This is a genomic window from Gluconobacter cerevisiae (genome assembly GCF_015244675.1).
GTDB classification, from domain to species: Bacteria; Pseudomonadota; Alphaproteobacteria; order Acetobacterales; family Acetobacteraceae; genus Gluconobacter; species Gluconobacter cerevisiae.
Genome location: NZ_JABCQO010000006.1, coordinates 89755 through 111884 on the forward strand (window position 1 = coordinate 89755; position 22130 = coordinate 111884).

Consider the following 22130-nt stretch of genomic DNA (forward strand, 5'->3'; position numbering starts at 1 on the left):
AAGGGTTTTCTAAGACTTCGACTTTATTCATTTTCGACGATAACGTCGTGGCATTCCGCTTCCTCGGGCGCTTCCAATGAGAACATGTCTTCAACGGCAGCAAGAGGGTCTTCCCGGTGATGTTGGTTTCTGATCGCTGTGACCTCTTCAGGAGTTAGTTCCCGGATGATTAATTCCGGCAGGACTTCATCAGCGGCGTGATGATCAACTTCCAGAATGTTGCGACCAATCGCAATCAGGATCTTCAAGGCGTCTGCTCCGGCACTCAGGGCGCGGATCGCGCGAGCGTCAGGAGCAGGCGCAGCAATCTCTTCTCTGAGACGCGTCTGAAGCGTCTGACTGTCAGCCCATGCCGCTTGCCGCCAGTGTCGGGTCGCCTCTTCGCGATCTGCCACGTCCGGAATAGAAGTCGCTACCAAGGAAGGCTCCGCGCTCGTGGTGGAGGGAGCTAAGGCAACGCGGCGGCGTTCTAGAGCGGCAGGAAGATGGGTGGCGACGGTTCGCATGCTCACGCCCCAACGATCAGCGAGAACGTTGTAGTCGTCGCCTCGGCTGTGCTCTTCTGCGGCTTGATCCCATTCTGCCGCTGTTAAAACCTTGTACCGCCGCCGTGCCATCTCGTTCCACTCCACGCAATCTTCCGTGTTTGTCGATGAACAATTATACCACAAAACATAGTGATTTGCAGATTGCATTTTTGGAAGGCGGCAAGGATGCAAAGACTGTCGCCGGGCACGAAGCCTGAACCGAGATGGAAAGATACTATTTAGCCGCCGGAAAAGCTTCTTTCGCAATGCGGTGAACGGTCATGCGGGTGATGCCCAGCGCTGTGGCAATGCTGCTCTTGCCTTCACCGGCAGTCAGGCGGCGTATGACCTCTTCCCGATCTACAGAAGCCTTGCGGCCTTTATAAACGCCCTTTGCTTTCGCAGCAGCGATACCTTCCAACTGACGTTCTTTGCGGAGGTTGGTCTCGAATTCTGCGAAAACACCCAACATGTCTAAAAATGCTTTACCTGCTGCTGTGCTGGTGTCGATCGGCTGTTCTGTGCAGCGTAATGCGATACCTGCCTGTCTCAGACGGCTGATGATGGTTTGCAGGTCTGCAACGGAGCGGGCAAGGCGGTCAATGCGCGTGACCGTCAGCGTATCCCCCTCGCGGGCATACGTTAGCGCCTCTTCCAATGCGGAGCGCCCGGCGGTCGATGTGCCGCTCTTCTTTTCGGTGAAGATCTGTGTGCAGCCAGCGGCGGTGAGTGCCGCTGTTTGAATTTCAAGAGATTGGACAACGGACGAAACGCGGGCATAACCGATGATAGTCGCTGGCATGGGAATGGCCTTATGAGTGTAACTTTTGACTCTAGACCATTCTCATATGAAGTAACTTAATTGGATTCTCAACCCTAAAGTTACGGATAGCACTACCTTTTCCGGCAGGGTATGTTACGTAACTTTAGGGTATACCCTATTTATTGCATTTATATCGCAGGGTTCCTGTGTGTTCTAAACACAATCCAAAGATATCTTTTGAGCGACATTTTATCTCTTCTTCAGAAAACGAAGCGCTTGTAAAGCCGCGTAACTTACATTCGTGATCTGCGTTGCGTTGTGATGTTTCTTTGTCCACCTGCGGGTCTATAAACCATATATATCCGTATTTTGTGGATACATCTGATGGTTGTTTTGAGTTGTTGTTTAGCTCTGGACTGACATTCATAGCGCATCCAGAAAGTATGAGAGAGAAAAAAATAATAGATCTGTTCAAGGGTGTTGCCTTTTTATTTTTCGTTAGCTGAAACGAGAAGAACGCGAAGCTCATCCAGACTCAACCAAGGACGCTTCGCATGAATCATCCTGTGGCAATTTGCACAAAGGAGCGCCAAATCGGCTAACTGCGTATTTCCTGCTCCGGCCAAGTCTGCCAGCGGCTTTATATGGTGGCATTCTATAAATCCATCTCCGCGAGCGCCGTATCGTTCGGCGAAATCAAAGCTACAAGCCTCGCAGGTCAGGCGACCCATCTTATTCAAGGCATCCTGCTTCTTTGCCTTAACGATCTTTTGCGACCGCTCCCGGCGATGGTGCATGACTGTCAGAAGCCGTCCTTCTGGAGCTTCCGCCTCATTTGGGTCGTGAATCTCATCACTTTCGACCTCAATGTGGATGGCCTTTCTCGATACAATTGCTCGCCGAATTGCATCAGCAGTCTCTTGAAGATGTCGAGGATCATCTTCGAAGTCGGCCCATACCTCACGCTCTATATGATTTCCTGCTTTCAGGCCTGCCTTGTCGGGGTATGCGGGATCATGAGCGCGAAGGTTCATGAGTTTCATTTTCACGCCATTAGTATTGCGCAGTGTCGCTCCTTCATGGCCCCGGGCATGCCAGAAGCTATTAAGGGTATCGCTAAGCGCTGCGACGCGAGAGTCACTTTCTCGGGGCCAAGCTCCTTGAACTTGGCGATAGAGATCCAACGCCAAAATGATCTCGTCACGAGTCCAAGGTGGGTTCCGCTTCTTTTTCGCCATTATTCAGTTAGCCGTACATTATCCTTAAAGATGTCCCATGATACGTTCTGAGGAGGCAGAAAACTATTCCGCAGATTGATATTTCGTCTCTATTACGGGATCGTCTGTGACGGCTGATATGCCGCTCGCCGGGCTGTAGCACATGAGAGTCAGTCTTTAGATTTTTCGGATGATAACTATATGTTTTTACGGTGCTTTATGATGAATGAGAGCTGTCTCCAACTCTCTCCACCAGGTCTTCTCATAAATTTTGAGCTGCTACGGTAAGGTAGAAGTATTAGGCTCCCTTACCGATTAGAGGGCTTCTTTCGTCCAGATGCTCTTGGTGACAGACGACCCGTATTTGGGAGGCTCGTATGACACAGCGATTTTTTATCGTGATGTCTCTGGCAGCAGGGCTGGGCGGGTGTTCTCATCCCTCTTCGCAGGCCACTGATGCGCGCTCGGCGCTTCTCAAGCCCTTTCCCATGACCGGCTCCGATAATCAGGAAAGCCCGATACAGTCGGACCACAGGATTCATGGAGCAGTCAGTGTCGGTACAGGCATTGGAGGCCGAAGGAATTATGATCCGGGATCGCTTTCTCAGCCAGAAGGCCTCACGGGAGCAGGTTCTGGTGGAAGAGGGCTTGTGCCGGAGAGCTGGTGACTGCTCTCCGGCAAGGCATCTCTTCAGTCCAGTGGCGCAATCTTCACGACAATATACGGCATTACCTCAAGGTCTTTGCCGTTATGGAAAACGGGCAGGCGGGCCCATTGACCGACCGTACCGTAAAGCGCGCCATTAGCGTAGGTCAGGCCATCGGGCTCAGTCAGGCGCGGATCATGCGCAACGACGGAGATCTTGCCATCCGGCCGGTGTCGCAGGATTGCGTGGCGCTCATCATCCGTGATGTAGAGCGATCCGTCGGGGCCAGTTGCCATGCCATCGCCCACTCCGGTTTCTCCTTCATCCTTCACAACCTTTTCCAGATTGGCTTCGCTGGTGTTCGGATCGGACAGGACGGCGGTCGGCGCGGAATAGAGGCGACGACTGCTTTGCGGCTGCCAGTATAGCGTCTGCTGATCGGGACTGATGGCAATCCCGTTTACGCCACCCTGAGGAATCGTGGCATGTGCCGGATCGTAGCGTCCTGCTACGCCGTCCATCACGGCGACAAAGCCCTGAACCGGCATGACAGAGACCGTGTCTGCGAGAATGCGGCGTTGATGTCCCGTGGCCAGATCGACAACGATCAGTGCGGGATGCACATCGACGGATGTGTCGGTAATGAAAGCGGTTCCCGCCTTGCCATGGGTCAGGTCGATGCGGACGTCATTGACGTGGCTGTCCGGCAGAAGGGCTGGAGCGCTGAGGGAAATGACCTGCGCGATTTTTCCGCTCGCGGGATCAATCCGGAAAAGCTTCTGAGCACCCGCCACCGTTCCCGTGCCAGCGATCATGCCTTCATCCAGAACCCAGAGCTGTCCTTTGGCATCAACCGTCATGCCGAGCGGCGAAACGAACTGCTCCTGTGAGGCGGCATCGGGGAAGGGGGTCAGTTTGCCTTTCGCATACAGTCCCAGTCTCGGGCCGGAATGCTCGTGGGCGCTGCGGGGGAAGCCGAGCACCAGGCGCCCATCAGGCAGAACGGCAATGCCGGAAGGCTGGGCGTTGGAAAAACGCCCGATGATCTGCACATTGCCGGACGGAAGCGTGCCCTTGTCGACGGTTTCGGCGGCGAGGACAGGCGATGCGGTAGTAAGTGCTGCAATACCGACGCTGAAAGCGAGGGCCAGAAATGTCTGACGAGCCATGGTTGAAATCTCCTTTACCGCGAAAGAACCAGAGTCGCTAAGGTCTGACAACCCACGCCCACGTGAGTGCAGCAGATCAGTGCTGCAGGAGACGGGCGCGCAGGGCACAGTCGTGGGCATACAGGAACAGCCCATGGATGCCGCGCGTGAGGATGACGTTCAGAGCGTTGAGAATAACGCGCTTTTTCGCCTCTTCGGGAGCAATGATCCCATCACGTCCCTGAAAGGCCGCGCTATCTTCGTAGCTTTCCGGCCTCACGCCGATCCGGTCATGTTCCGCATCATAAAACAGTGACGGCCCTAGAATGACACCAGCATAATTCAGGTCGAACCCCTGAATCGTATAGACGGACCCTACTTCGTCGATCGTATCCGGGCGCTCGGCCCAGGGGAGTTTTTCGCTCGGCAGGGAGCGGTCCCATCGTAGATGGAAGTCGCCCTCGGTGATGAAATGGTCTTCGCCATTGAGCGTATAAGGATAATCATAGGTCGAAAGCAGACGGCAGAGCCCGTATTTTGCATTGCAGGCATACAGATCTGCATACAGTTTTGCGCAGTCATCATAGATCCGCAGATCGAAGCGCGGATCTTTTGGCCGGGGCAGGATCGTGCCCTGTCCCAAAGCCTCGATCCACGAACAGGTGGCTGCACTGGCCGCGACACGGAACTGTGTTTCGAGATGGAAAATTTCCGAAGGACGGTCTTTGCGGAAGCTCTCCAGAAGGTCGGTAGACCAGTGGCTCTTGAATTTCAGGATCTGCAACGGATCGAACACGACCACCACGATCCGCGCCCAGCGCAGGATTTCTTCCAGATGGTTCTGCTGGGAAAAATGATTGTACCGGTCAGGACGTGTCAGCAGCAGATGGGCCTCGTCCACCAGAACGATATCCGTGCGTTTTCCAGTCTTTGCGGATTTATTGATGAAGGTCGTGGGGCGTTCGTAATCGCTCTTGCGCAGGTTGGGCATGGCGGCCGCGATGTTGCGATAGAGCTTGAGCATCTCCGGGTGATTGACGATCAGCATGTTCCGCAGACCCTTCAACGGGTCGGCGGGTGAACCATTCCGAGCCCGGGTCTGGAGCGTGTTGAAGATTGCGTTCAGGACGACGCTTTTTCCTGTCCCCGCTGCGCCCTCAATAATGAAAAGGGCACTGTCGACCTGTCGGTGGCATTCGCAGAATGAAACCACGCGCTGCAACAGGTCCATCTGCGGCCCAGACAGGGCAAGCTCTGGGGAAAGCTTGCCCGTTGCGGCATTCCCGGAAATGCTCACGACAGTCAGTCTGCCGTGATATCGGCAACTTTGGCATCTGTGGCCCGCTGGGCATCGGCGGGTGTCATCCGCACGACCAGCCCCTGACCACCCGCATTGATATAGACATGCGCGCGCGGCATCGCGTCCTGTGACAGGACAACCGGGATCGGGGTTTTCGATCCGAACGGGCTGGTTCCGCCAGACTCGAAGCCTGTTAGCTCGTGAGCCTTTTCGGGACTCATCATGCGGGCATTCCGCCCGTCGAACAAAGCTGCCACCTTCTTGAGATTCATACGCTGATGCACAGGGGCGACGACACAGACCGCCTGCTTTTTGTCCACTTCGACAACCAGCGTTTTAAGCACGTCTTCCGGTGCCACTCCGATGGCGTCTGCCGCCTGCATCCCGATCAGGCCGCCATTGGGGGCATACTCATAATCATGAACGCTGAAGGGAATGTTCCGGGCCGTCAGAAAGGCGGTTGCGGCTGTTTCTCGGGTCATGTGCGTGCTCCGTTTCCAGAAGCAGGCCGTCATATGCCGGACGACTGAATTCCAGTGAAAATCAGCGGGGATCGCCCCGGGCGGGACCTGCAATATCGTGTTGTCTGTATGGGCGCGCAGGATCGGGTTGGCAACATGAAGGACGCGCTGGGCTGTTGCCACGACCTGCGGGATGTATCGTTATTCATGAGACGCATGACGTTTTTTCTGTTATTGTTTAACGCTAAAGAGATTGCTGGCCGGTCTGGAGCCGGGAGAATCGTCGTGACGATCCAGCAAGTTGGAAAGCTGTTGGGAGAGGCATCGTGAATCAGAAAAGCATCTGGATCGGGACGAACTGGAAAATGAACAAGGGGCCGTCCGAAGCCATTGCGGATGCGCGCGCCCTGGCGTCTTTTCGCCCTCCTGAAGGTATCCGGTGTTTTCTGGCCCCGCCCGCCACGTCGTTGCGGGATGTGGGGACGGTTCTTCAGGATAGCCCCCTGATGGTCGGCGCGCAGAATATGTACTGGGAAGACAATGGCGCGTGGACGGGTGAAATTTCCGCGCCGATGATTGCCGAATGCGGTGCTTCCATTGTCGTTCTGGGGCATTCGGAACGTCGGCAGCATTTCGGGGAAACGGACTGGACGGTCAATCTGAAGGTCCGCGCGGCGCTCCGGCATGGTCTACGTCCCCTGATCTGTATTGGTGATACGCTCGACGAATATGAGTTCGGTGTCTCGCAGGAGACTCTGGCGCGGCAGACGAAAATTGCCTTGCACGGAGTTTCGCAGGAAGACCTTGAGCGGGTTCTGGTGGTCTATGAGCCTGTCTGGGCTATAGGGGCGGCGGGCCGTCCGGCCGAACCGGCCTTCGTTTCGCAGATCCATACGACGCTGCGCACCGTTGTGCAGGAGATCGCAGGGCAGGGGAGTTCCGTGCGGATTCCACTGCTTTATGGCGGTAGCGTTTCGCGGAGCAATATCCGGGATTATGTGGCCCTTCCGGATGTGGGTGGGGTGCTGATCGGTCGGGCAGGATGGGACCCTGCGGATTTCATGGATCTGGTCGAGAGTGTGCGTGACGTGGTCTCTTTGAAGGTTCCTGCATGATGAATGCCCTGCTTACGGAAGGGCAGGCATTGTCTGGCCGTCGGCGCGGGATCCTTGATTATGTCACCGAACATGGCGTGGTGCCGGTCGCGGACCTGCTGAAGCGTTTTTCGCTCAGTCGGGCATCGATTAACCGAGACCTGCTGGTGCTTTGCGCACAGGGTCTGGTCCGGCGGATCGGAACGGACATCACGACGCTTCCGAACGTCAGTGCAGCGGCAAGCGTGATGTATCGCAGGGCGCAAGCCGTTGCTGAAAAACAGGCGATTGCGACGCTGGCCGCTTCCATGGTGAGTCAGGGCGACACAGTGGCACTTGATGATTCCACAACCGCAGGGGCGATGGCGGACAGGCTGTCCAAAATCGCCCAGTTGACGGTCGTGACGAACAGTCTGGGGCTCGTCAGTCGTCTGGGGCCTTGCGAAACGGTTGGACTGATCGGTTTGGGAGGGCGTTACAGTCCGACGTTTGACGCCTTTGTGGGAAGGATCTGCGAGCAGGGTGTGCTGTCCATGCGGATCAACATGGCATTCGTGTCGGCGGCCGCAATATCTGGCGGGGCGGCCTATCATCAGGTCGAGGACATCCTTCAGGCCAAGCGTGCCCTGATGGACGTGGCGGATTGCCGCATTCTTCTGGCAGACAGTCGGAAGTTCGATACTTCGGCCATGAACCGATTGGCCCTCCTGTCCGAATTCGACGTGGTGATTACGGATGACGGGATTGATCCCGCCTGCGCCGGGCTGCTGCGGGACGCAGGCATATCGCTGCGAATTGCCCGTGTCCCACGCCCCGCTTCTGGGCTCACTGCGGACTGACAGCCGTCTGTTGCGTCATGACCGGAGTGAGCGGCCAGAATGTGACAGAAACTTCCGCCTGCAATGCTGCAAGTTCGTCCTGAATATAAGTCATGTATTCGTGCAGTCCGCGGGAAATGATGTCCTCGGCCGTCTGGTCTTCAAGTGTGGCCCTCAGATTGATGATGCGCTCCTGTAGCGGCCCGCATTGGTGGCGGAGATTGTAGTGCGTGGACAGGGCATTGAGCGTGCTCTCCACCTGTCGCAGGTTGAGCATCAGGGAGCGCGGAAAACCTTCGTTTTTGAGCAGAAACCCTACGACATTGGCCGGTGTGGTCGTCACCGGCTGGAGGCGGCGGAAGGCATGATAGGCCGCAGCAGAACGCAGGACGGACCCCCATTGCGTCAGGTCCATTTGCGACCCCGAAATTTCGCCGTCTGGAAGCAGCGTGCGATAGCGGATGTCGATCAGGCGCGTGATTTGGTCGGAACGTTCCAGATATTTTCCCAGCAAATAGAACAGCCACGCCTGATCGCGATACAGCGTACCTTCGGTGACGCCGAAATGCGTCTGGCAGTCCTGTTTGATGCGGTTGCACAGCCCGGACAGACCGTCGCGGCGGATGTCAGGCGTGGAAAGCTCCAACATGCTCTGGGTAAAGATGTTGAGCTGCATCCACATTTCGGTAGAAATCAGCGGACGCGCCGAACGGGCGTTTTCGCGGGCCATATGCGCCATGGCGCGGATGGACGTCGGGTTCGTGCTTTCCGTGATGTAGAAGGCGAGAATGTTCTCTTCCGTTGCAGGGAGCGTATAAAGGGCGGCGTAACGCTCCTCGTCCGAATTAATCTGAAGAATGGACTCCCATCCCGGACTGCCGTCGGGGTTGCGGACGAAGGCTTCCGTCACTTCCAGAATGCGGGCGAGATTCTCAATCCGCTCCATATAACGGGCGAGCCACATCATGCTTTCGCCATAGCGCGACAGCAACGTGTTGAGATTGGCGAGCATAGCGGGAAAACGTGTGCCGGTCTGTGTCATCGGGCCATCACCCAGGTGTCCTTCGAGCCGCCGCCCTGTGAGGAATTAACGACCAGCGAGCCTTTGCGAAGGGCCACACGAGACAGACCGCCGGGGAGGACCCATGTGTTTTTCCCGGTGAGGGCGAAGGGCCGAAGATCCACATGCCGCGCCTCTACACCGCTGGGACAGAGTGTGGGGGAAACCGAGAGGTCGATGATGGGCTGGCTGATGTAGTTGGACGGATCTTCGAGCAGCTTTGCGCGGAATTCGTCCAGTTCGGTCTGGGTGGCCTGCGAGCCTATCAACAGGCCGTAGCCGCCGGACGCGCCGACGGGTTTGATGACCAGCTTGTCCATATTGGCCAGCGTGTAGGCCAGCCCCTCCGGTTCGGCGCAGATATGGGTCTGGACGCTGTCAAGGATTGGGTCTTCGCTAAGGTAATAGCGGATGAGACGGGGCACATAGGCATAGACGGCCTTGTCGTCCGCCACGCCCGTTCCCAGAGCGTTCGCCAGCGTGACGTTGCCCCGGCGATACGCTTCCACAAGGCCGGGTACGCCGAGCATGCTGTCCGGATTGAAGGCCAGAGGGTCCAGATATTCGTCGTTGAGGCGGCGATAGATCGAATGAACGGGACGTAGCCCCGCGACGGTGCGCATGTAAACGCGGTGGTTCTCGACGATCAGATCCCGCCCTTCGACAAGAGGCACGCCCATCTCGCGCGCCAGAAAGACGTGCTCGAAATAGGCAGAATTGTAGATGCCGGGCGAGAACAGCACGACCTGCGGATCGGTCACACCCTCGGGCGCGACCTCGCACAGGGTCTGGTGCAGCTTGAGGCCGTATTCTTCTACCGAACGCAGCGGCATGCCCGAGGCAAGGTCGGGCATCAGCCGCAGCATCATGTGCCGGTTCTCAATGACGTAGGAGACGCCCGACGGCGTGCGGGCATTGTCTTCAAGGACCATGAAACGGCCGCTGCTGTCACGGATCAGGTCGGTCCCGTTGATATGGACATAGACGTCACCGGGGACACGAACCCCGACCATGGCCTCGCAGTAATTGGGATTACCGAGCACCAGACTGGCAGGGATGATGCCATCCCGCAGGACGTGACGCTCATGGTAGATGTCCCGCAGGAACAGGTTAAGCGCCCGGACGCGTTGCTGCACGCCGCGGTCGATATGCTCCCATTCCGGGGCCGTGAGAACGCGTGGGATCATGTCGAAGGGGAGAATGCGGTCGATCGCTTCGCGGTCGGAATAGACAGTGAAGGTAATGCCCAGCCGATAGAGTTGTGTTTCGGCTGTGCTGGTGCGGTGCCGCAATTCCGAAAGATCGAACCCGGCCAGACGGTCCCGCACTGTTCTGAGCAGCGGCGGCATGTCCTCTGTCCGGCGCATGAGTTCGCAGAAAAAATCCGGCGTGTCATAGGCGGCGAAAATGCCTGCCGCAGCTTTTAAAGGCGGCAGTGTGGAGACGCTGCTCAGGGAGGGATCAGGAGACTGCAAAACCGGCTTGTTCATTCTCTGCCTCACACCGTGTTTGTCCCCGATCCCTGTGCTGAGGAAAAATCCGATCAGCCATGCCGGTTCGTTACGATCTTTTATTAACGGAGCAAGATTCCGGCCCTTTGCCAAGCGTGAAATTTAACGTTTGGATAGATAGCGGAAAGTATGGTGGAAATTGTTGCGGTTCCCGACAAGGCTGATAGGGTAACGTTCTGAACTGCTATCAGATCCGGTAGGTTGTCGGAGCGTGCTGGCCCGAAAAACCTGTGTCTGGAGTGTATTTCTGAATCTGATTGTCCTCAGGGCCTGTCGAGCATGAACTCCCGCGTCGTCCTGCGCCATCATACCCGATACCAGTATGACCGGCCTGTCTTTCTGGGGCGTCAGACCGTGCGTCTGTGTCCGGTTCCGCGCGTGGCCTCCGCCATCCGGAATTATGCGCTCGACGTGTCGCCGGGCACTGCGGATGTGCTCTGGAGGCACGATGCTTACGGCAACCGTGTGGCGGAAGTCTGGGTTCCGGAGCGTGTTACGGCGTTTGATGTCTCGGTCAGCATGGAGGTAGATCTGGGTAGCCAGCCGGGGGAGGCAGGAGAAGCAGAAACACCGGTCTGTGCTGCCTACCGGGATGTCGATACGGCTGGGGCGCAGGTGTCCCGCTTTGTCGAAGCCTGGCGGGTCGCGGGTGAGCAGAGGATTCCGTCCGTGGTAGCAGATCTCAACCGGGCCGTTGCAAAGTGTCTGACCTATCAGCGCAGATTTGAACCGGGCGTGTGGGCGCCTGAAGAGACGTTGCAGCGGGAAAGCGGTTCATGTCGTGACAGCGCATGGCTTCTGGTGACGGTCCTGCGGCATCTGGGATTTTCGGCACGGTTCGTGTCCGGCTATCTGATCCAGCCGGATGACGTCGAGGGCCTGAACTGTGATCTGCATGCCTGGGCGGAAGCGTGGATTCCGGAAAGTGGTTGGATTGGTTTTGATACGACATCCGGTCTGATGGTGGCGCAGCATCACATTCCGCTGGTGGTTGCCGGACGACCCGAAGAAACCGCGCCCATTTCAGGACTGCTGGACCGATGCAAGGCTACGTTTGAGGTCACAATGTGTGCCATTCCTCTCTCAGCCGGGAACATTGCCCCGGAACTGGCTATGATCGGGAAAGCCGGTGTAATGCATTCCCATGAAGCTCTTTGAGTGCCAGTCCTGCGGACAGATCCTCTTTTTTGAAAATACGGTTTGCGAGAACTGCCGTCGTTCCGTCGGGTATCTGCCGGAACAGTCGCTGCTGACCGCGCTGGACCCGGCGGGAGAGCGGCTGTGGGACCCACTTGAGCCTTCGGCGCGACATAAAAGACTGCTCTACTGCTCCAATCATGATTACGACGTCTGCAACTGGCTGACCAAACCTGCCCCGCACAGTGACAGACCGTTCTGCTTTGCCTGCCGCTTCAACCGTACGATTCCAAACCTCGACATTTCTGGAAATCTGGAGCGCTGGCGCAAGATTGAGGTTGCCAAGCACCGGCTTTTCTACACGCTTTTGCGACTCAGGCTGCCAATCCGGGACAGGCGTCAGGACCCTGAAAACGGGCTTGTGTTCGACTTTCTTGATGACGCGCCGGATGGATCGTCGTCTGTCATGACTGGGCATTCCAACGGCGTTATTACCATCGCGATGCGGGAAGCCGATGATGCGACCCGCGAGCGGATGCGCATTGAGATGGGAGAGTATTACCGTACGCTTTTGGGACACTTCCGGCACGAGATCGGGCATTATTACTGGAACCTGCTGGTACGCGACGCTGGGCGGCTGGAAGAGTGTCGCGCTGTCTTCGGTGATGATTGCGCAGATTATCAGCAGGCACTTCAGGTCTATTATGACAGCCCTCCGCCGCCCAAATGGCAGGACAATCATGTCAGCGTCTATGCGACATCCCATCCTTGGGAGGATTTTGCGGAAACCTGGGCGCATTATCTGCATATCGTCTCAACGCTTGAAACCGCCTGTGCTTTCGGTGTCAGTGTTAATCCGCGCCTTGAGAGGATCGGTCATACCTCGGGGCGGACGCTTGAAGATCCGTATACGCAGGCATCTTTCGAAGACATCATGCAGGCTTGGTTGCCTCTGACCTATGCCGTGAACAGTCTGAACCGCTCTATGGGGCTGGCGGATTTTTACCCTTTCGTGTTGACGGCAGGTGTCATGCACAAACTCGCCTTCATTCACCGCCTGATCCGCGAAAGCCAGAGCGTGTGAAGCGAGAGTTCAGGGACAAATCTCTGAGACGTTTTCCGCCCGAATTATCGGAGCCTGATTCCCTTCAGTCCAGTCGAACTGAAGGGCGCACAAAGGTTTCCACCCAGTCCGAGTAACAGGACATCAGGCCACGATAATAGCCGAAGAGTTCCATCTGGTGCTGGCGATACAGCATCAGATGTGCCAGTCGCGCCGAAAAGCCGTGGGAGATGCCTCCGCCCCAGACGGTGCCCCCAGGAAGGGCTGCCCAGCCATTATATTTTCCAAGGGCCACGATCGCGCCCTTGTTATGGAAGACGCAGCCCGGGACTTTCCGACCGTGTTCGATCCACGCAGGAAGATATCGGGCCAGATGTTTGGCCTGCTGTCCCGCGACCTGTGCTGTGGCGGGCAGGGGGTCATCCTGAATGAAAGAGCAGTCTCCGAGTGCGAAAATACGTTCGTCGTCAATGGAGGAGAGGTTTGGATTGACGAGGATCTGGCCGGTCCGGTTGATGGTCAGGTCGCCATAGGCGGTGGTGACTTCGGGGGCTTTAACGCCTGCGGCCCAGACACGCAGTTTGGCTGGAATATAAGATCCATCTTTCAGGATGAAACCATGCGCATCCGCACCTGCAACGCGGGCATTGGTTTGAACAGTCACGCCGATATGTTCTAGCTCTTTCTGGGCGGCCGCAGAAACAGACTCCGGAAAGGCGGGGAGGATACGCGCGCCTGACTGAAGAAGCGTGACATGTAGTTTGGGCGGAGCCTTGCCGAAGGCGTGCAGGTTATACGGGCCGACGATTTCCAGAGCCTTGTGTAGTTCGGCGGCAAGCTGAACGCCGGTGGCACCGCCACCAACAATAGCGATGTCCAGTTCGGAAGTATTGGCGAACGCGCGAAGCAGTTCCATACGGAATTTCTCGTTGAAAGCATTGGCCTCTACGAGGTTGTCGATGGACATACAGTGTTCTTTGACACCGGGCGTGCCGAAATCATTGGCGCAACTGCCGATCGCAATGACGATCGTGTCATATTTCATGCGGCGGCTTTCCAGAACGACGGTGCCGTCAGCTTCCAGCAATGGGCTAAGGATGACTTCGCGATTTTCGCGATCAATGGAGGCGACTTCACCGGGCCAGAATTCGAAATGATGACCGCTGGCCTGAGTGATAAAGTTCACTTTGTCGTTTTCGTTGCTGAGCGTGCCAGAGGCGAAGCAGTGCAACATCGGCTTCCAGACATGGGAAAAGCTCTTATCAATCAGCGTGATGCGCGCTTTTCCGGGTTTCCCCATCGATTTTCCGAGGCGCGTTGCGAGAGACAGGCCAGCGACGCCACCTCCGACAATCAGAATTTCAGGTCGAGACAGCATCGGTTTTCATGCCTCCGTTAAGGGGATGGGCAGCAAAAAAAGATACACAGAAAGAGATGTTTACGCCTCGCCACAGCAGTAAACAGTGAGGATCGGAAGAGACTATTATGAGCATTCCGGATATGACGAAAATCATATTCAGGTGACTGTAATAAAGTTCGGTGAGCACTTTTCTGAAATAGGCGCGTGCTCACGGAACTTTATAATGTGATTTTGTTTTTGAGCTAAATCCTGGAATTCTCAAAGATTTTTTAGAAATTTATGGTGAATGTTTCGGCGCAGTATGAGGCTTTATCACAGATGTGTGGATCAGGGCCTTTGCTACAGGCGGCACTGCGTTCCTAATCTCTGGTTGGGGAATATTAGGAATATCTTCTAAAACAGCTCTATCATTACCTGAAACGGTTATCTTAAACTCAAACATCAAACGAAAACGGCTGTGATGTTACTGAAGGCGAACCTCAATAACATCACAGCCGCTTATAATTCTGGATGACAGGTCAGCACTCTGAACCGTTCATCCTCAACTCAATCTGATGAATTGTGGGATCGGGTACTTAGGCCGAAAGTTCTTTCCGAACGATTGCTGCACCTGCACTCAGTGCATTGAGCTTGCCCGTGGCGACCTGCCGGGACAGCGGTGTCATTCCACAATTGGTCGAAGGATACAGCTTGTCCGCATCGACGAACTGAAGAGCTTTTCGCAGCGTGTTGGCAACGTCTTCTGGTGTTTCAACGGTGCTGGTCGCCACGTCGATGGCGCCGACCATCACTTTTTTGCCGCGGATAAGTTCGATAAGATCCATTGGAACGCGCGAGTTCTGGCATTCCAGCGAGATCAGGTCGATGTTTGACCGCTGTAGCTTGGGGAAAATTTCCTCATACTGTCTCCACTCCGAGCCCAGAGTGTTCTTCCAGTCGATATTCGCCTTGATGCCGTAACCGTAGCAGATATGAACGGCCGTTTCGCATTTCAGGCCTTCAATCGCCTTTTCCAGCGTCGCAATGCCCCAGTCATTCACTTCATCGAAGAAAACGTTGAAGGCAGGTTCGTCGAACTGAATAATATCGACGCCAGCCGCTTCAAGTTCGCGAGCTTCCTGGTTCAGGATACGGGCAAATTCCCAAGCCAGTTTTTCACGGCTCTTGTAATGTGCGTCATGCAGCGTATCGATCATGGTCATGGGGCCGGGGAGAGCCCATTTGATCGGCTTCTTCGTAAGGCTGCGCAGGAACTTGGCATCTTCGACAAAGACGGGCTTTTCGCGCGACACTGAGCCCACGACGGAAGGAACGCTTGCGTCGTAGCGATTGCGGATTTTGACGGTCTGGCGGTTCTCGAAATCGACGCCACTCAGATGCTCGATGAACGTCGTGACGAAATGCTGACGTGTCTGTTCGCCGTCGCTGACGATATCGATGCCGGCACGGTCTTGATTGTCCAGCGTCAGGCGCAGGGCATCCTGCTTGCCTTCGACCAGTTCTTCACCCTCCAGTTTCCAGGGAGACCAGAGGGTTTCCGGTTTTGCGAGCCATGAAGGCTTCGGCAGGCTGCCGGCGGTCGAGGTCGGGAGAAGTGTTTTCATGATGATTTCGGCCTTGGTGTTTTTAATGGATCAGACGGGGGCTTGAGCAGACCACTGCTCAAGCAGATCATGATACGGCTTGATGAAGCGTTCTTCTGTGAACTTGCCCTGTTCAACGGCCAGCCTGCTGCGTTCCTCACGATCGTAAACGATGCGGGTCAGTGAATAATCCTGATGCTTCAGGCTCGGCTGATAGAAGTCAGGCGCCGGAGAATTGGCATTGTAGATTTCGGGCCGGTAAACGCGTTGAAAAGATTCCATCGTACTGATCGTGCTGATCAGTTCCAGATTGGAGTAGTCTGAAAGAAGATCCCCGGTGAAATAGAAGGCTAACGGGGCAGTTGCATTGGAAGGCATGAAATACCGCACCTTCATGCCCATTTTCCCAAAATACTGATCGGTCAGAGAAAATTCCCGCTGCTCATATTCGGTTCCCAGAACCGGATGATGATTTGCAGTTTTATGATAGGTCCGGTTGCTGGAAACGCTCAGGCAGATGACGGGCATTTTGCCATTCAGCGCCTTGTAAGCCGCCGAATGGATCGCTGATTTGAACAGATTGCCATGAAGATCCCCGTAATGATCGGGAACCTGAAACTCTGAACGGCCCTGATTGTGATCCAGAAGCAGAACGCTGAAATCATAATCGCGAACATAGGAAGAAAAACTGTTTCCGGAGAGGCCCGGGATTCGCTCGTTTTTAATTTTATCAACAATAGTCGTGTTGAGAATTTCTATGAGGGGAAAGACGTCCTGCTTCGTACCGGCATTGATATTCATTTCGATGGAAATGATATCGAGCTCGACAGAATAGCGGTCCGCTTTCGGATTGTCCCAGTGTGCGAGGGAATTGAAACGGTTATCGATCATCTGCAGGACTTTCTGCAGATTTTCCCGCCGGTGCTCACCTCTGGCGAGATTAGCAAAATTGGTTGTTAGGCGCGTGTCGTCCGAAGGTGTGTAGTCTTCATCAAACCGGGTTTTCTTGATAGAGAACGTAAATTCGGCAGACATTCCTGTTTCCCCTCGCTTGGGCAGAATCCTCCAGATTATTATTTAAATCTGTTGAGAATTTTATTTGTTCACATCTTTGATTAAGCAGTTTTTATACTGATTGAATTGAGACGCGTTGGAAGACGTTATGCCTGAGAGAGAGTGTGAAAAAAAATGATTTTATTTCATTGATCCATGAAATTTATTCATGTGATGAGTATCTCACTGCATGATGGTCCCACCTAGAAGTGAGAAATGCTTCACAAAATTAAGGTGTCGGGTATATTTTTTAAATCCGCAAACTCAGACAGGGTCGTTTATGAGTACTGTCAGAATTGATCAAAAATTGAGTCTATGATTTGCCTCGCCGTAACAGTCCTGCATTCACGATGAATTTTCATGAATTGTAGTGGCATTTAATCTTCATGAAATGAACGCATCTCTCTGGACATCGATCCAGATACACGTTCTCCTGCCTGAACGACGCGCCCGGATAGGGCGTTCATGCGTTATGGCCGTCAACAAACGGCAATGTCTCAACGTGGATGCAAGGATCTCTGAAGCTATGGCCCATCTCAGTCCTCTGGCAGGAAAAACACTTTCCGCTTCCCAGCTCACCGATATCCCCGCTCTGATCGCAGCCTATTATGATCGCAAACCCGATCCGGCCGTCTCCACGCAGCGTGTATCGTTCGGAACATCGGGCCATCGCGGTTCCTCGCTCCATACCAGTTTCAACGAGAACCATATCCTCGCCATCTGCGAGGCCATCTGTCGGCATCGCAAAGCCGAAGGAATTGATGGGCCGCTCTTTATTGGTATGGACAGCCACGCGCTCTCTGGCCCGGCTCAGAAATCTGCCATCGAAGTGTTTGCGGCTTACGGCATTGACGTGCGGATTGACGAAAATGGCGGCTACACGCCAACCCCGGTCATTTCTCATGCTATTCTGACCTACAACAAGGGCCGCACCACGGGTCTGGCCGACGGCGTCGTCATCACGCCGTCGCACAATCCTCCGGCAGATGGCGGGTTCAAGTACAACCCGACCAATGGCGGTCCGGCCGATACCTCCATCACCAAAGCCATTCAGGACATGGCTAACGACTTCCTCGCCAACGGCCTGAAAGACGTCAAACGCCTGCCTTATGAACAGGCCCAGCAGGAAGCCTGCATCAAGGGCTACGACTTCATCACGCCTTACGTGAATGATCTGGATTCCGTCATCGACATGAAGGCTATTCGGGACGCAGGTGTGAAGATCGGCATCGATCCTCTGGGGGGAGCAGCCGTCGCATACTGGAAACCCATCATCGACCGATACGGCCTTAACGCTACCGTCGTCAGCGATGTAGTGGACCCAACATTCTCCTTCATGACGGCCGATTGGGACGGGCAGATCCGCATGGACTGTTCTTCCCCCTATGCCATGGCACGCCTGATTGAAATGGGAGACCGCTTCGACGTTGCCTTCGCCAATGATACGGACGCGGATCGCCACGGCATCGTCGCCATGCCCGATGGCCTGATGAACCCCAATCATTATCTTGCCGTGGCGATTTCCTACCTGTTCCAGAACCGCCCGGACTGGAGCCCGGAACTTGGCATTGGCAAGACGCTCGTCAGCAGTGGCCTGATCGACCGCGTGGCAGCCGAGATGAGGCGCAAACTGGTTGAAGTACCGGTCGGCCTGAAGTGGTTTGTACCCGGTCTGATGGATGGATCGCTGGGTTTCGGTGGTGAGGAAAGCGCAGGCGCCACGTTCCTACGCCGCGATGGCTCGGTCTGGACCACGGATAAGGATGGCCTCATTCTGGGTCTGCTGGCCGCTGAAATTACAGCCAAGACCGGCAAGAACCCCAGCGCTCATTATCACGAGATCATCGATCGCCTGGGCACGCCCTATTATGAGCGCATCGATGCTCCTGCAAATCCAGAGCAGAAAGCAAAGCTCAGTAAACTCACACCCGAACAGTTCCCGTTGGAAACACTGGCCGGTGACAAGATCATTAGTAAACTGACCCGCGCGCCGGGTAATGATGCGCCGATCGGCGGACTGAAAGTCGTCACCGAAAACGGCTGGTTCGCCGCACGCCCGTCCGGTACGGAAGATGTTTACAAGATCTACGCGGAAAGCTTCGTCAGCCCTGATCACCTGCGGGCCATTCAGCAGGAAGCACAGGACGCCATTTCAAAAGTATTCGCTGCCTGAAATGAGATTACCCCCGGAGTGCACTCCGGGGGTAATCTCATTACTGTGCAAAATCATGTCGTCAGGAAATATTTTATCTCCTGACGACGTGGCTTTCTGTTAATTATAGACCAGCTCAAAATAGATGCTGCGGCCATAATTCTCTTTTGCTTCCAGACGGTTAAGGTTCTGGCCGTAATACATCCGGGTATGTGAGCCTGCGAGATTGTACACTTCGTATTTCAGGCGAAGATCGTCTGTAATGTCGTTCCAGGCTCCAATATCAAGACTTGGCTGAGACCCGTAACCGTACATCTGCGTCGGATCGTCATTCAGGCCTTCAAGATACTTCGCGGAGTACGAAAAGGACGCTTTGACTGCACCGCGGATCTGCGGGATGTGCCATGTCACGCTGCCGTTGAAAACATATGAAGGCTGTTCGGTCAGTTGCTTCAGCTTGTAAGAGACATTGACGCCTTGATACGTCATCCGACCACGCATCCACGTGCCACTGGCATTGATATCAAAAGACTGTCTCCAGGGCCCCTTGATACTGCGATCGACCACCGACACTTCAACACCCATCAGGGATGAGTTGTTGGCATTCCGCGGCTGTGTGACATAGGTGAGTTCATCATTGATGATCTGAGTAGATCTTGTCGTGTAAATATCGTGTTTGATCATCTTATCGAAGTAAGCGACGCTAAAGACGCCTTTTCCGCGATCAAAGAATTTATCAAGAGAAATATCGAAGTTCTGTGCTTTACGAGGCATCAGGTTAGGGTTGCCGCGTGACAGTGAACAATTGATATCTCCGGGCTGAGTATTCTGAGAGTCGCCACAGCTATATTGTGCTGCGCGTGCCAGGTCCGTGGGCTGAGGGCGTCCAACAGATTGGCTGTAGACAGCATGAAGTATCAGGTTCTTAGGAAACTCATGCACGAATGTTACTGAAGGGAGTGGGTTGATATAACCACCCCGGTTCTTCTCAATTTTCCCTGTCGGGTTCGATGAGCTGTCAGTTCCTGGAATAAATGAATTGAAATTTACCGAGTCAGCTCGAACGCCAGCTATGAGCTGTGAGTTCCGCCACTTGTAGTGCAGCGAGACATAGCCATCAAATAGCTGTTCCTGATACCGGAAATACGCCAACTGTGTGTAATTATTGGATTTGGCCGTATCAAGCGTCTGTTTATCCCATGGGAAATTGGCGAGATCGAAAAACGGTCCGTTCGGGTTCCGCATGTTCGGAATAAACATACTGGAGGCCGCGTTTCCACCGGGTTTGTACCAGAGCTGATCTGACGAGTTCGTGGCATTAAGGCTACGCCATTCAAAACCGCTCGCAAATCCAAATCCATGGGAATCCGGGTTAAGATTACGGGTGTAATCAAGGCGAACGTTTGTGACGCCCTCATGATCACGGTCGTATTCCTGCTGAACTGTCTGGAATGCGTAACCGCTATTGAGGAGCTTGTTCATATCAATGATATTGACAAGATCGGCGACATTATTTTTGTCTATAGTATAATCGGCATATACAGCGCCTTTTGCTGTCTCCTTGGGGTAAGCTCTGGCGGTTACATAGGGTTCGTGATCATAATAATCTTCCCATGTGTATCCGGCGCGTAATTTCAGCGTTGAGATATTATCGTGCCAGCTTAAATTGCCAAGAACACCATTGGTATTCATCTGCCAGTTATCTTTTCGGCCGATCGTACGGGCACGATAGATGTATTCACGTCCAGAAGTGGGAGTCTGGTTCCAGATGCCAGAATCGTCAAGCAGGTATTCGTTATGCTCCATGAAGGAGTTTTCCCACCTCTCGTAAGCATAACCCATAACAGATGCACTGAATCCGCTATTTTCGGGATGCCATTCGAGACGTGTAGCTCCACCCAAAGAATTTAGATCATTGGAATAACTTCCGCCGTCAACGTAGCGGGGGGCAGTCATGCCGTTCCACCCGGGTGTGCTCGGATCGTTCGGGCTTAGGATTTTACCTTTGGTGTTATAATAATTGTAGCTGTCTTCCTGCCACTTCTTGGTCGTGTTCCGGGTGCGTTTTTGGTACCGGAACGACGATATGATGCCGAATTCTTTATGCTTTCCAAACCGATCGGAAAAAACAGCCTTGGCGCCCTGTCCCAGATGTGGCGACATGCCGGGTATCCTGTTGGCGCCGGCTGACCCTTTTTCGGTTCCATAAATGCCGTAGGCGTTGACGTATTTGTAAAGTCCCTCATGATCAAACGCACTGCGAGGGTTCATGTTAATGACCGCGCCGATGGCACCGCCATCCTGTTCTGCAGTAAAAGTCTTGTAAATATCGTCTTCTCCGGTCATTTCAGCCGGGATATTTTGCATATTGACGCGCCGACGAATGCTGCCGCCGTCGCTGATGCTCGCTAACGTCATGCCATCCAAGGTTGTTTGATTGAGATCCGCCGAAACGCCGCGTACACTGATATAGCGCGGTTCGTCACCATTACGAATGCCCGTGACACCTGGAAGCTGAGTCAGTAACTGGGCGATGGACGTGGCCCCACCAAGGTTGGAGGTGTCATCATAGGTAATGGAGTCAACAACACCCGCAAAATTACGTTTTGTCCGAAGCTCGTGTCGGCTTCCTTTTACAGTCAGGTTATCCACCATGTCGGCTTCAGCGTCAGCCGATTTCTTGGAAGAGGCCGTACGTAGCGTAATATGTTTCGGATTTGATGCATTAACTTTTAAAGCATTCTTTCCGAGTAATTTGCGAAGGGCCTTCAGGTTGTCCATCTTGCCATAGAGCGGAGAAGATCGCAGGCTATTCGTCACATTGGCGTCGAATGCAACAGAGACCCCGGTCTGTCTGCTAAAAGCTGTCAGGGCAGACGTCAGAGACTGTGCAGGAAGAGAAAAAACGTTCTGGGAATCTTGGGCGGAAGCAAAACTGGGCACAAGACATGGAACGGAAACCGAAAGCGCAAGCGCGAAAGACCGACTTGAGAAAGACATTCGTAAAGCCTTGAATTGGAATAAACAGAGATCTGCTCTCGCTGCGCGGGACGTTTACTGGTTTCTGAGTATTTCTCTTGTTAATGTTTTGTTTCATTTAACGTTTTGTGATGATATTTTGCGTTAATTTGGTACTCTTCACGATATTTGATGGTGTAGAGTGTTCAAATCGATTTTGAATATTCTGATAAATTGAAAATATACGATCAATTATTATCAAAATATTTTTGTTAAAT

19 protein-coding genes are annotated in these 22130 nt (G+C 54.2%); 6 read left to right on the top strand and 13 right to left on the bottom strand.

The window, feature by feature from the left end; all coding sequences use genetic code 11:
• Nucleotides 1-23 precede the first annotated feature (23 nt).
• The 4 genes from HKD21_RS08700 to HKD21_RS08715 form a co-directional block, all read right to left on the bottom strand.
• On the bottom strand, nucleotides 24-632 hold the full coding sequence (locus tag HKD21_RS08700) for a hypothetical protein (RefSeq protein ID WP_194255316.1): 609 nt from the start codon (nucleotides 630-632) through the stop codon (nucleotides 24-26).
• A gap of 130 nt (nucleotides 633-762) precedes the next feature.
• Entirely contained in the window at nucleotides 763-1329 is a 567-nt protein-coding gene (locus tag HKD21_RS08705; protein ID WP_194255317.1) for a recombinase family protein, read from the bottom strand.
• A gap of 136 nt (nucleotides 1330-1465) precedes the next feature.
• Nucleotides 1466-1819, bottom strand: coding sequence for a YecR family lipoprotein (yecR, locus tag HKD21_RS14630; protein WP_352130830.1), 354 nt, complete (start codon nucleotides 1817-1819; stop codon nucleotides 1466-1468).
• The gene (locus HKD21_RS08715; protein ID WP_194255319.1) at nucleotides 1779-2528 is read right to left on the bottom strand and encodes an HNH endonuclease; all 750 of its coding nucleotides are present in this window, start codon (nucleotides 2526-2528) and stop codon (nucleotides 1779-1781) included. Before HKD21_RS08715 ends, yecR begins: the two co-directional genes overlap by 41 nt.
• A 356-nt stretch (nucleotides 2529-2884) precedes the next feature.
• On the opposite strand from HKD21_RS08715, the gene HKD21_RS08720 reads away from it, so the two are divergent.
• Nucleotides 2885-3175 (top strand): hypothetical protein, encoded by a 291-nt coding sequence (locus tag HKD21_RS08720; protein WP_194255320.1) that lies wholly within the window; start codon nucleotides 2885-2887, stop codon nucleotides 3173-3175.
• Nucleotides 3176-3198: 23 nt separating this feature from the next.
• On the opposite strand, the gene HKD21_RS08725 is transcribed toward HKD21_RS08720, so the two are convergent.
• From HKD21_RS08725 to HKD21_RS08735, 3 genes are all read right to left on the bottom strand, one after another.
• Entirely contained in the window at nucleotides 3199-4323 is a 1125-nt protein-coding gene (locus tag HKD21_RS08725; protein WP_194255321.1) for an SMP-30/gluconolactonase/LRE family protein, read from the bottom strand.
• A gap of 76 nt (nucleotides 4324-4399) precedes the next feature.
• Nucleotides 4400-5599, bottom strand: a complete 1200-nt coding sequence (locus HKD21_RS08730; RefSeq protein WP_194255322.1) for a DUF2075 domain-containing protein — start codon at nucleotides 5597-5599, stop codon at nucleotides 4400-4402.
• 5 nt (nucleotides 5600-5604) lie between these two features.
• Nucleotides 5605-6084 (bottom strand): YbaK/EbsC family protein, encoded by a 480-nt coding sequence (locus HKD21_RS08735; protein ID WP_194255323.1) that lies wholly within the window; start codon nucleotides 6082-6084, stop codon nucleotides 5605-5607.
• A 305-nt stretch (nucleotides 6085-6389) separates the two neighbouring features.
• On the opposite strand from HKD21_RS08735, the gene HKD21_RS08740 reads away from it, so the two are divergent.
• Both HKD21_RS08740 and HKD21_RS08745 read left to right on the top strand, forming a co-directional pair.
• Nucleotides 6390-7178: a triose-phosphate isomerase gene (locus tag HKD21_RS08740; protein ID WP_456305536.1), complete on the top strand. Its 789-nt coding sequence runs from the start codon at nucleotides 6390-6392 to the stop codon at nucleotides 7176-7178.
• Nucleotides 7175-7996 carry a DeoR/GlpR family DNA-binding transcription regulator gene (locus tag HKD21_RS08745; protein ID WP_228121214.1) on the top strand — a complete coding sequence of 274 codons (822 nt, stop codon included), beginning with the start codon at nucleotides 7175-7177 and terminating at the stop codon, nucleotides 7994-7996. Before HKD21_RS08740 ends, HKD21_RS08745 begins: the two co-directional genes overlap by 4 nt.
• Here HKD21_RS08745 and HKD21_RS08750 read toward each other — a convergent pair.
• Together HKD21_RS08750 and HKD21_RS08755 are read right to left on the bottom strand one after the other, a co-directional pair.
• Nucleotides 7983-9017 (bottom strand): alpha-E domain-containing protein, encoded by a 1035-nt coding sequence (locus HKD21_RS08750; RefSeq protein ID WP_228121216.1) that lies wholly within the window; start codon nucleotides 9015-9017, stop codon nucleotides 7983-7985. The two genes, HKD21_RS08745 and HKD21_RS08750, sit on opposite strands and share 14 nt — an antisense overlap.
• Complete coding sequence (locus HKD21_RS08755) at nucleotides 9014-10525, bottom strand: circularly permuted type 2 ATP-grasp protein (protein WP_194255324.1); 1512 nt, start codon at nucleotides 10523-10525, stop codon at nucleotides 9014-9016. Before HKD21_RS08755 ends, HKD21_RS08750 begins: the two co-directional genes overlap by 4 nt.
• 300 nt (nucleotides 10526-10825) lie before the next feature.
• Between HKD21_RS08755 and HKD21_RS08760 the strand changes: the two genes are divergently transcribed.
• On the top strand, nucleotides 10826-11704 hold the full coding sequence (locus HKD21_RS08760) for a transglutaminase family protein (protein ID WP_194255325.1): 879 nt from the start codon (nucleotides 10826-10828) through the stop codon (nucleotides 11702-11704).
• Entirely contained in the window at nucleotides 11691-12767 is a 1077-nt protein-coding gene (locus HKD21_RS08765; protein WP_194255326.1) for a zinc-binding metallopeptidase family protein, read from the top strand. Before HKD21_RS08760 ends, HKD21_RS08765 begins: the two co-directional genes overlap by 14 nt.
• A 64-nt stretch (nucleotides 12768-12831) precedes the next feature.
• On the opposite strand, the gene HKD21_RS08770 is transcribed toward HKD21_RS08765, so the two are convergent.
• From HKD21_RS08770 to HKD21_RS08780, 3 genes are all read right to left on the bottom strand, one after another.
• Complete coding sequence (locus HKD21_RS08770; RefSeq protein ID WP_194255327.1) at nucleotides 12832-14124, bottom strand: NAD(P)/FAD-dependent oxidoreductase; 1293 nt, start codon at nucleotides 14122-14124, stop codon at nucleotides 12832-12834.
• Between the two features lie 557 nt (nucleotides 14125-14681).
• Nucleotides 14682-15710 carry a methionine synthase gene (locus HKD21_RS08775; RefSeq protein WP_194255328.1) on the bottom strand — a complete coding sequence of 343 codons (1029 nt, stop codon included), beginning with the start codon at nucleotides 15708-15710 and terminating at the stop codon, nucleotides 14682-14684.
• A gap of 30 nt (nucleotides 15711-15740) precedes the next feature.
• Complete coding sequence (locus HKD21_RS08780) at nucleotides 15741-16724, bottom strand: DUF1852 domain-containing protein (protein ID WP_194255329.1); 984 nt, start codon at nucleotides 16722-16724, stop codon at nucleotides 15741-15743.
• Nucleotides 16725-17268: 544 nt separating this feature from the next.
• Between HKD21_RS08780 and pgm the strand changes: the two genes are divergently transcribed.
• The gene (gene pgm / locus HKD21_RS08785; protein ID WP_194255330.1) at nucleotides 17269-18915 is read left to right on the top strand and encodes a phosphoglucomutase (alpha-D-glucose-1,6-bisphosphate-dependent); all 1647 of its coding nucleotides are present in this window, start codon (nucleotides 17269-17271) and stop codon (nucleotides 18913-18915) included.
• Between the two features lie 99 nt (nucleotides 18916-19014).
• Here the strand turns inward: pgm and HKD21_RS08790 are convergent, their stop codons facing one another.
• Nucleotides 19015-21894 carry a TonB-dependent receptor plug domain-containing protein gene (locus tag HKD21_RS08790; protein WP_194255331.1) on the bottom strand — a complete coding sequence of 960 codons (2880 nt, stop codon included), beginning with the start codon at nucleotides 21892-21894 and terminating at the stop codon, nucleotides 19015-19017.
• Nucleotides 21895-22130: the final 236 nt, after the last annotated feature.

Bases quoted from the DNA above. Each gene is read 5' to 3' on its own strand.
- HKD21_RS08705 (WP_194255317.1), bottom strand. From the start codon at position 1,329: ATGCCAGCGACTATCATCGGTTATGCCCGCGTTTCGTCCGTTGTCCAA.
- HKD21_RS08765 (WP_194255326.1), top strand. From the start codon at position 11,691: ATGAAGCTCTTTGAGTGCCAGTCCTGCGGACAGATCCTCTTTTTTGAA.
- HKD21_RS08735 (WP_194255323.1), bottom strand. From the start codon at position 6,084: ATGACCCGAGAAACAGCCGCAACCGCCTTTCTGACGGCCCGGAACATT.
- HKD21_RS08780 (WP_194255329.1), bottom strand. From the start codon at position 16,724: ATGTCTGCCGAATTTACGTTCTCTATCAAGAAAACCCGGTTTGATGAA.
- HKD21_RS08790 (WP_194255331.1), bottom strand. From the start codon at position 21,894: ATGTCTTTCTCAAGTCGGTCTTTCGCGCTTGCGCTTTCGGTTTCCGTT.
- yecR (WP_352130830.1), bottom strand. From the start codon at position 1,819: ATGAGCTTCGCGTTCTTCTCGTTTCAGCTAACGAAAAATAAAAAGGCA.
- HKD21_RS08725 (WP_194255321.1), bottom strand. From the start codon at position 4,323: ATGGCTCGTCAGACATTTCTGGCCCTCGCTTTCAGCGTCGGTATTGCA.
- HKD21_RS08715 (WP_194255319.1), bottom strand. From the start codon at position 2,528: ATGGCGAAAAAGAAGCGGAACCCACCTTGGACTCGTGACGAGATCATT.
- HKD21_RS08745 (WP_228121214.1), top strand. From the start codon at position 7,175: ATGATGAATGCCCTGCTTACGGAAGGGCAGGCATTGTCTGGCCGTCGG.
- HKD21_RS08760 (WP_194255325.1), top strand. From the start codon at position 10,826: ATGAACTCCCGCGTCGTCCTGCGCCATCATACCCGATACCAGTATGAC.
- HKD21_RS08755 (WP_194255324.1), bottom strand. From the start codon at position 10,525: ATGAACAAGCCGGTTTTGCAGTCTCCTGATCCCTCCCTGAGCAGCGTC.
- HKD21_RS08775 (WP_194255328.1), bottom strand. From the start codon at position 15,710: ATGAAAACACTTCTCCCGACCTCGACCGCCGGCAGCCTGCCGAAGCCT.
- HKD21_RS08750 (WP_228121216.1), bottom strand. From the start codon at position 9,017: ATGACACAGACCGGCACACGTTTTCCCGCTATGCTCGCCAATCTCAAC.
- HKD21_RS08770 (WP_194255327.1), bottom strand. From the start codon at position 14,124: ATGCTGTCTCGACCTGAAATTCTGATTGTCGGAGGTGGCGTCGCTGGC.
- HKD21_RS08720 (WP_194255320.1), top strand. From the start codon at position 2,885: ATGACACAGCGATTTTTTATCGTGATGTCTCTGGCAGCAGGGCTGGGC.
- pgm (WP_194255330.1), top strand. From the start codon at position 17,269: ATGGCCCATCTCAGTCCTCTGGCAGGAAAAACACTTTCCGCTTCCCAG.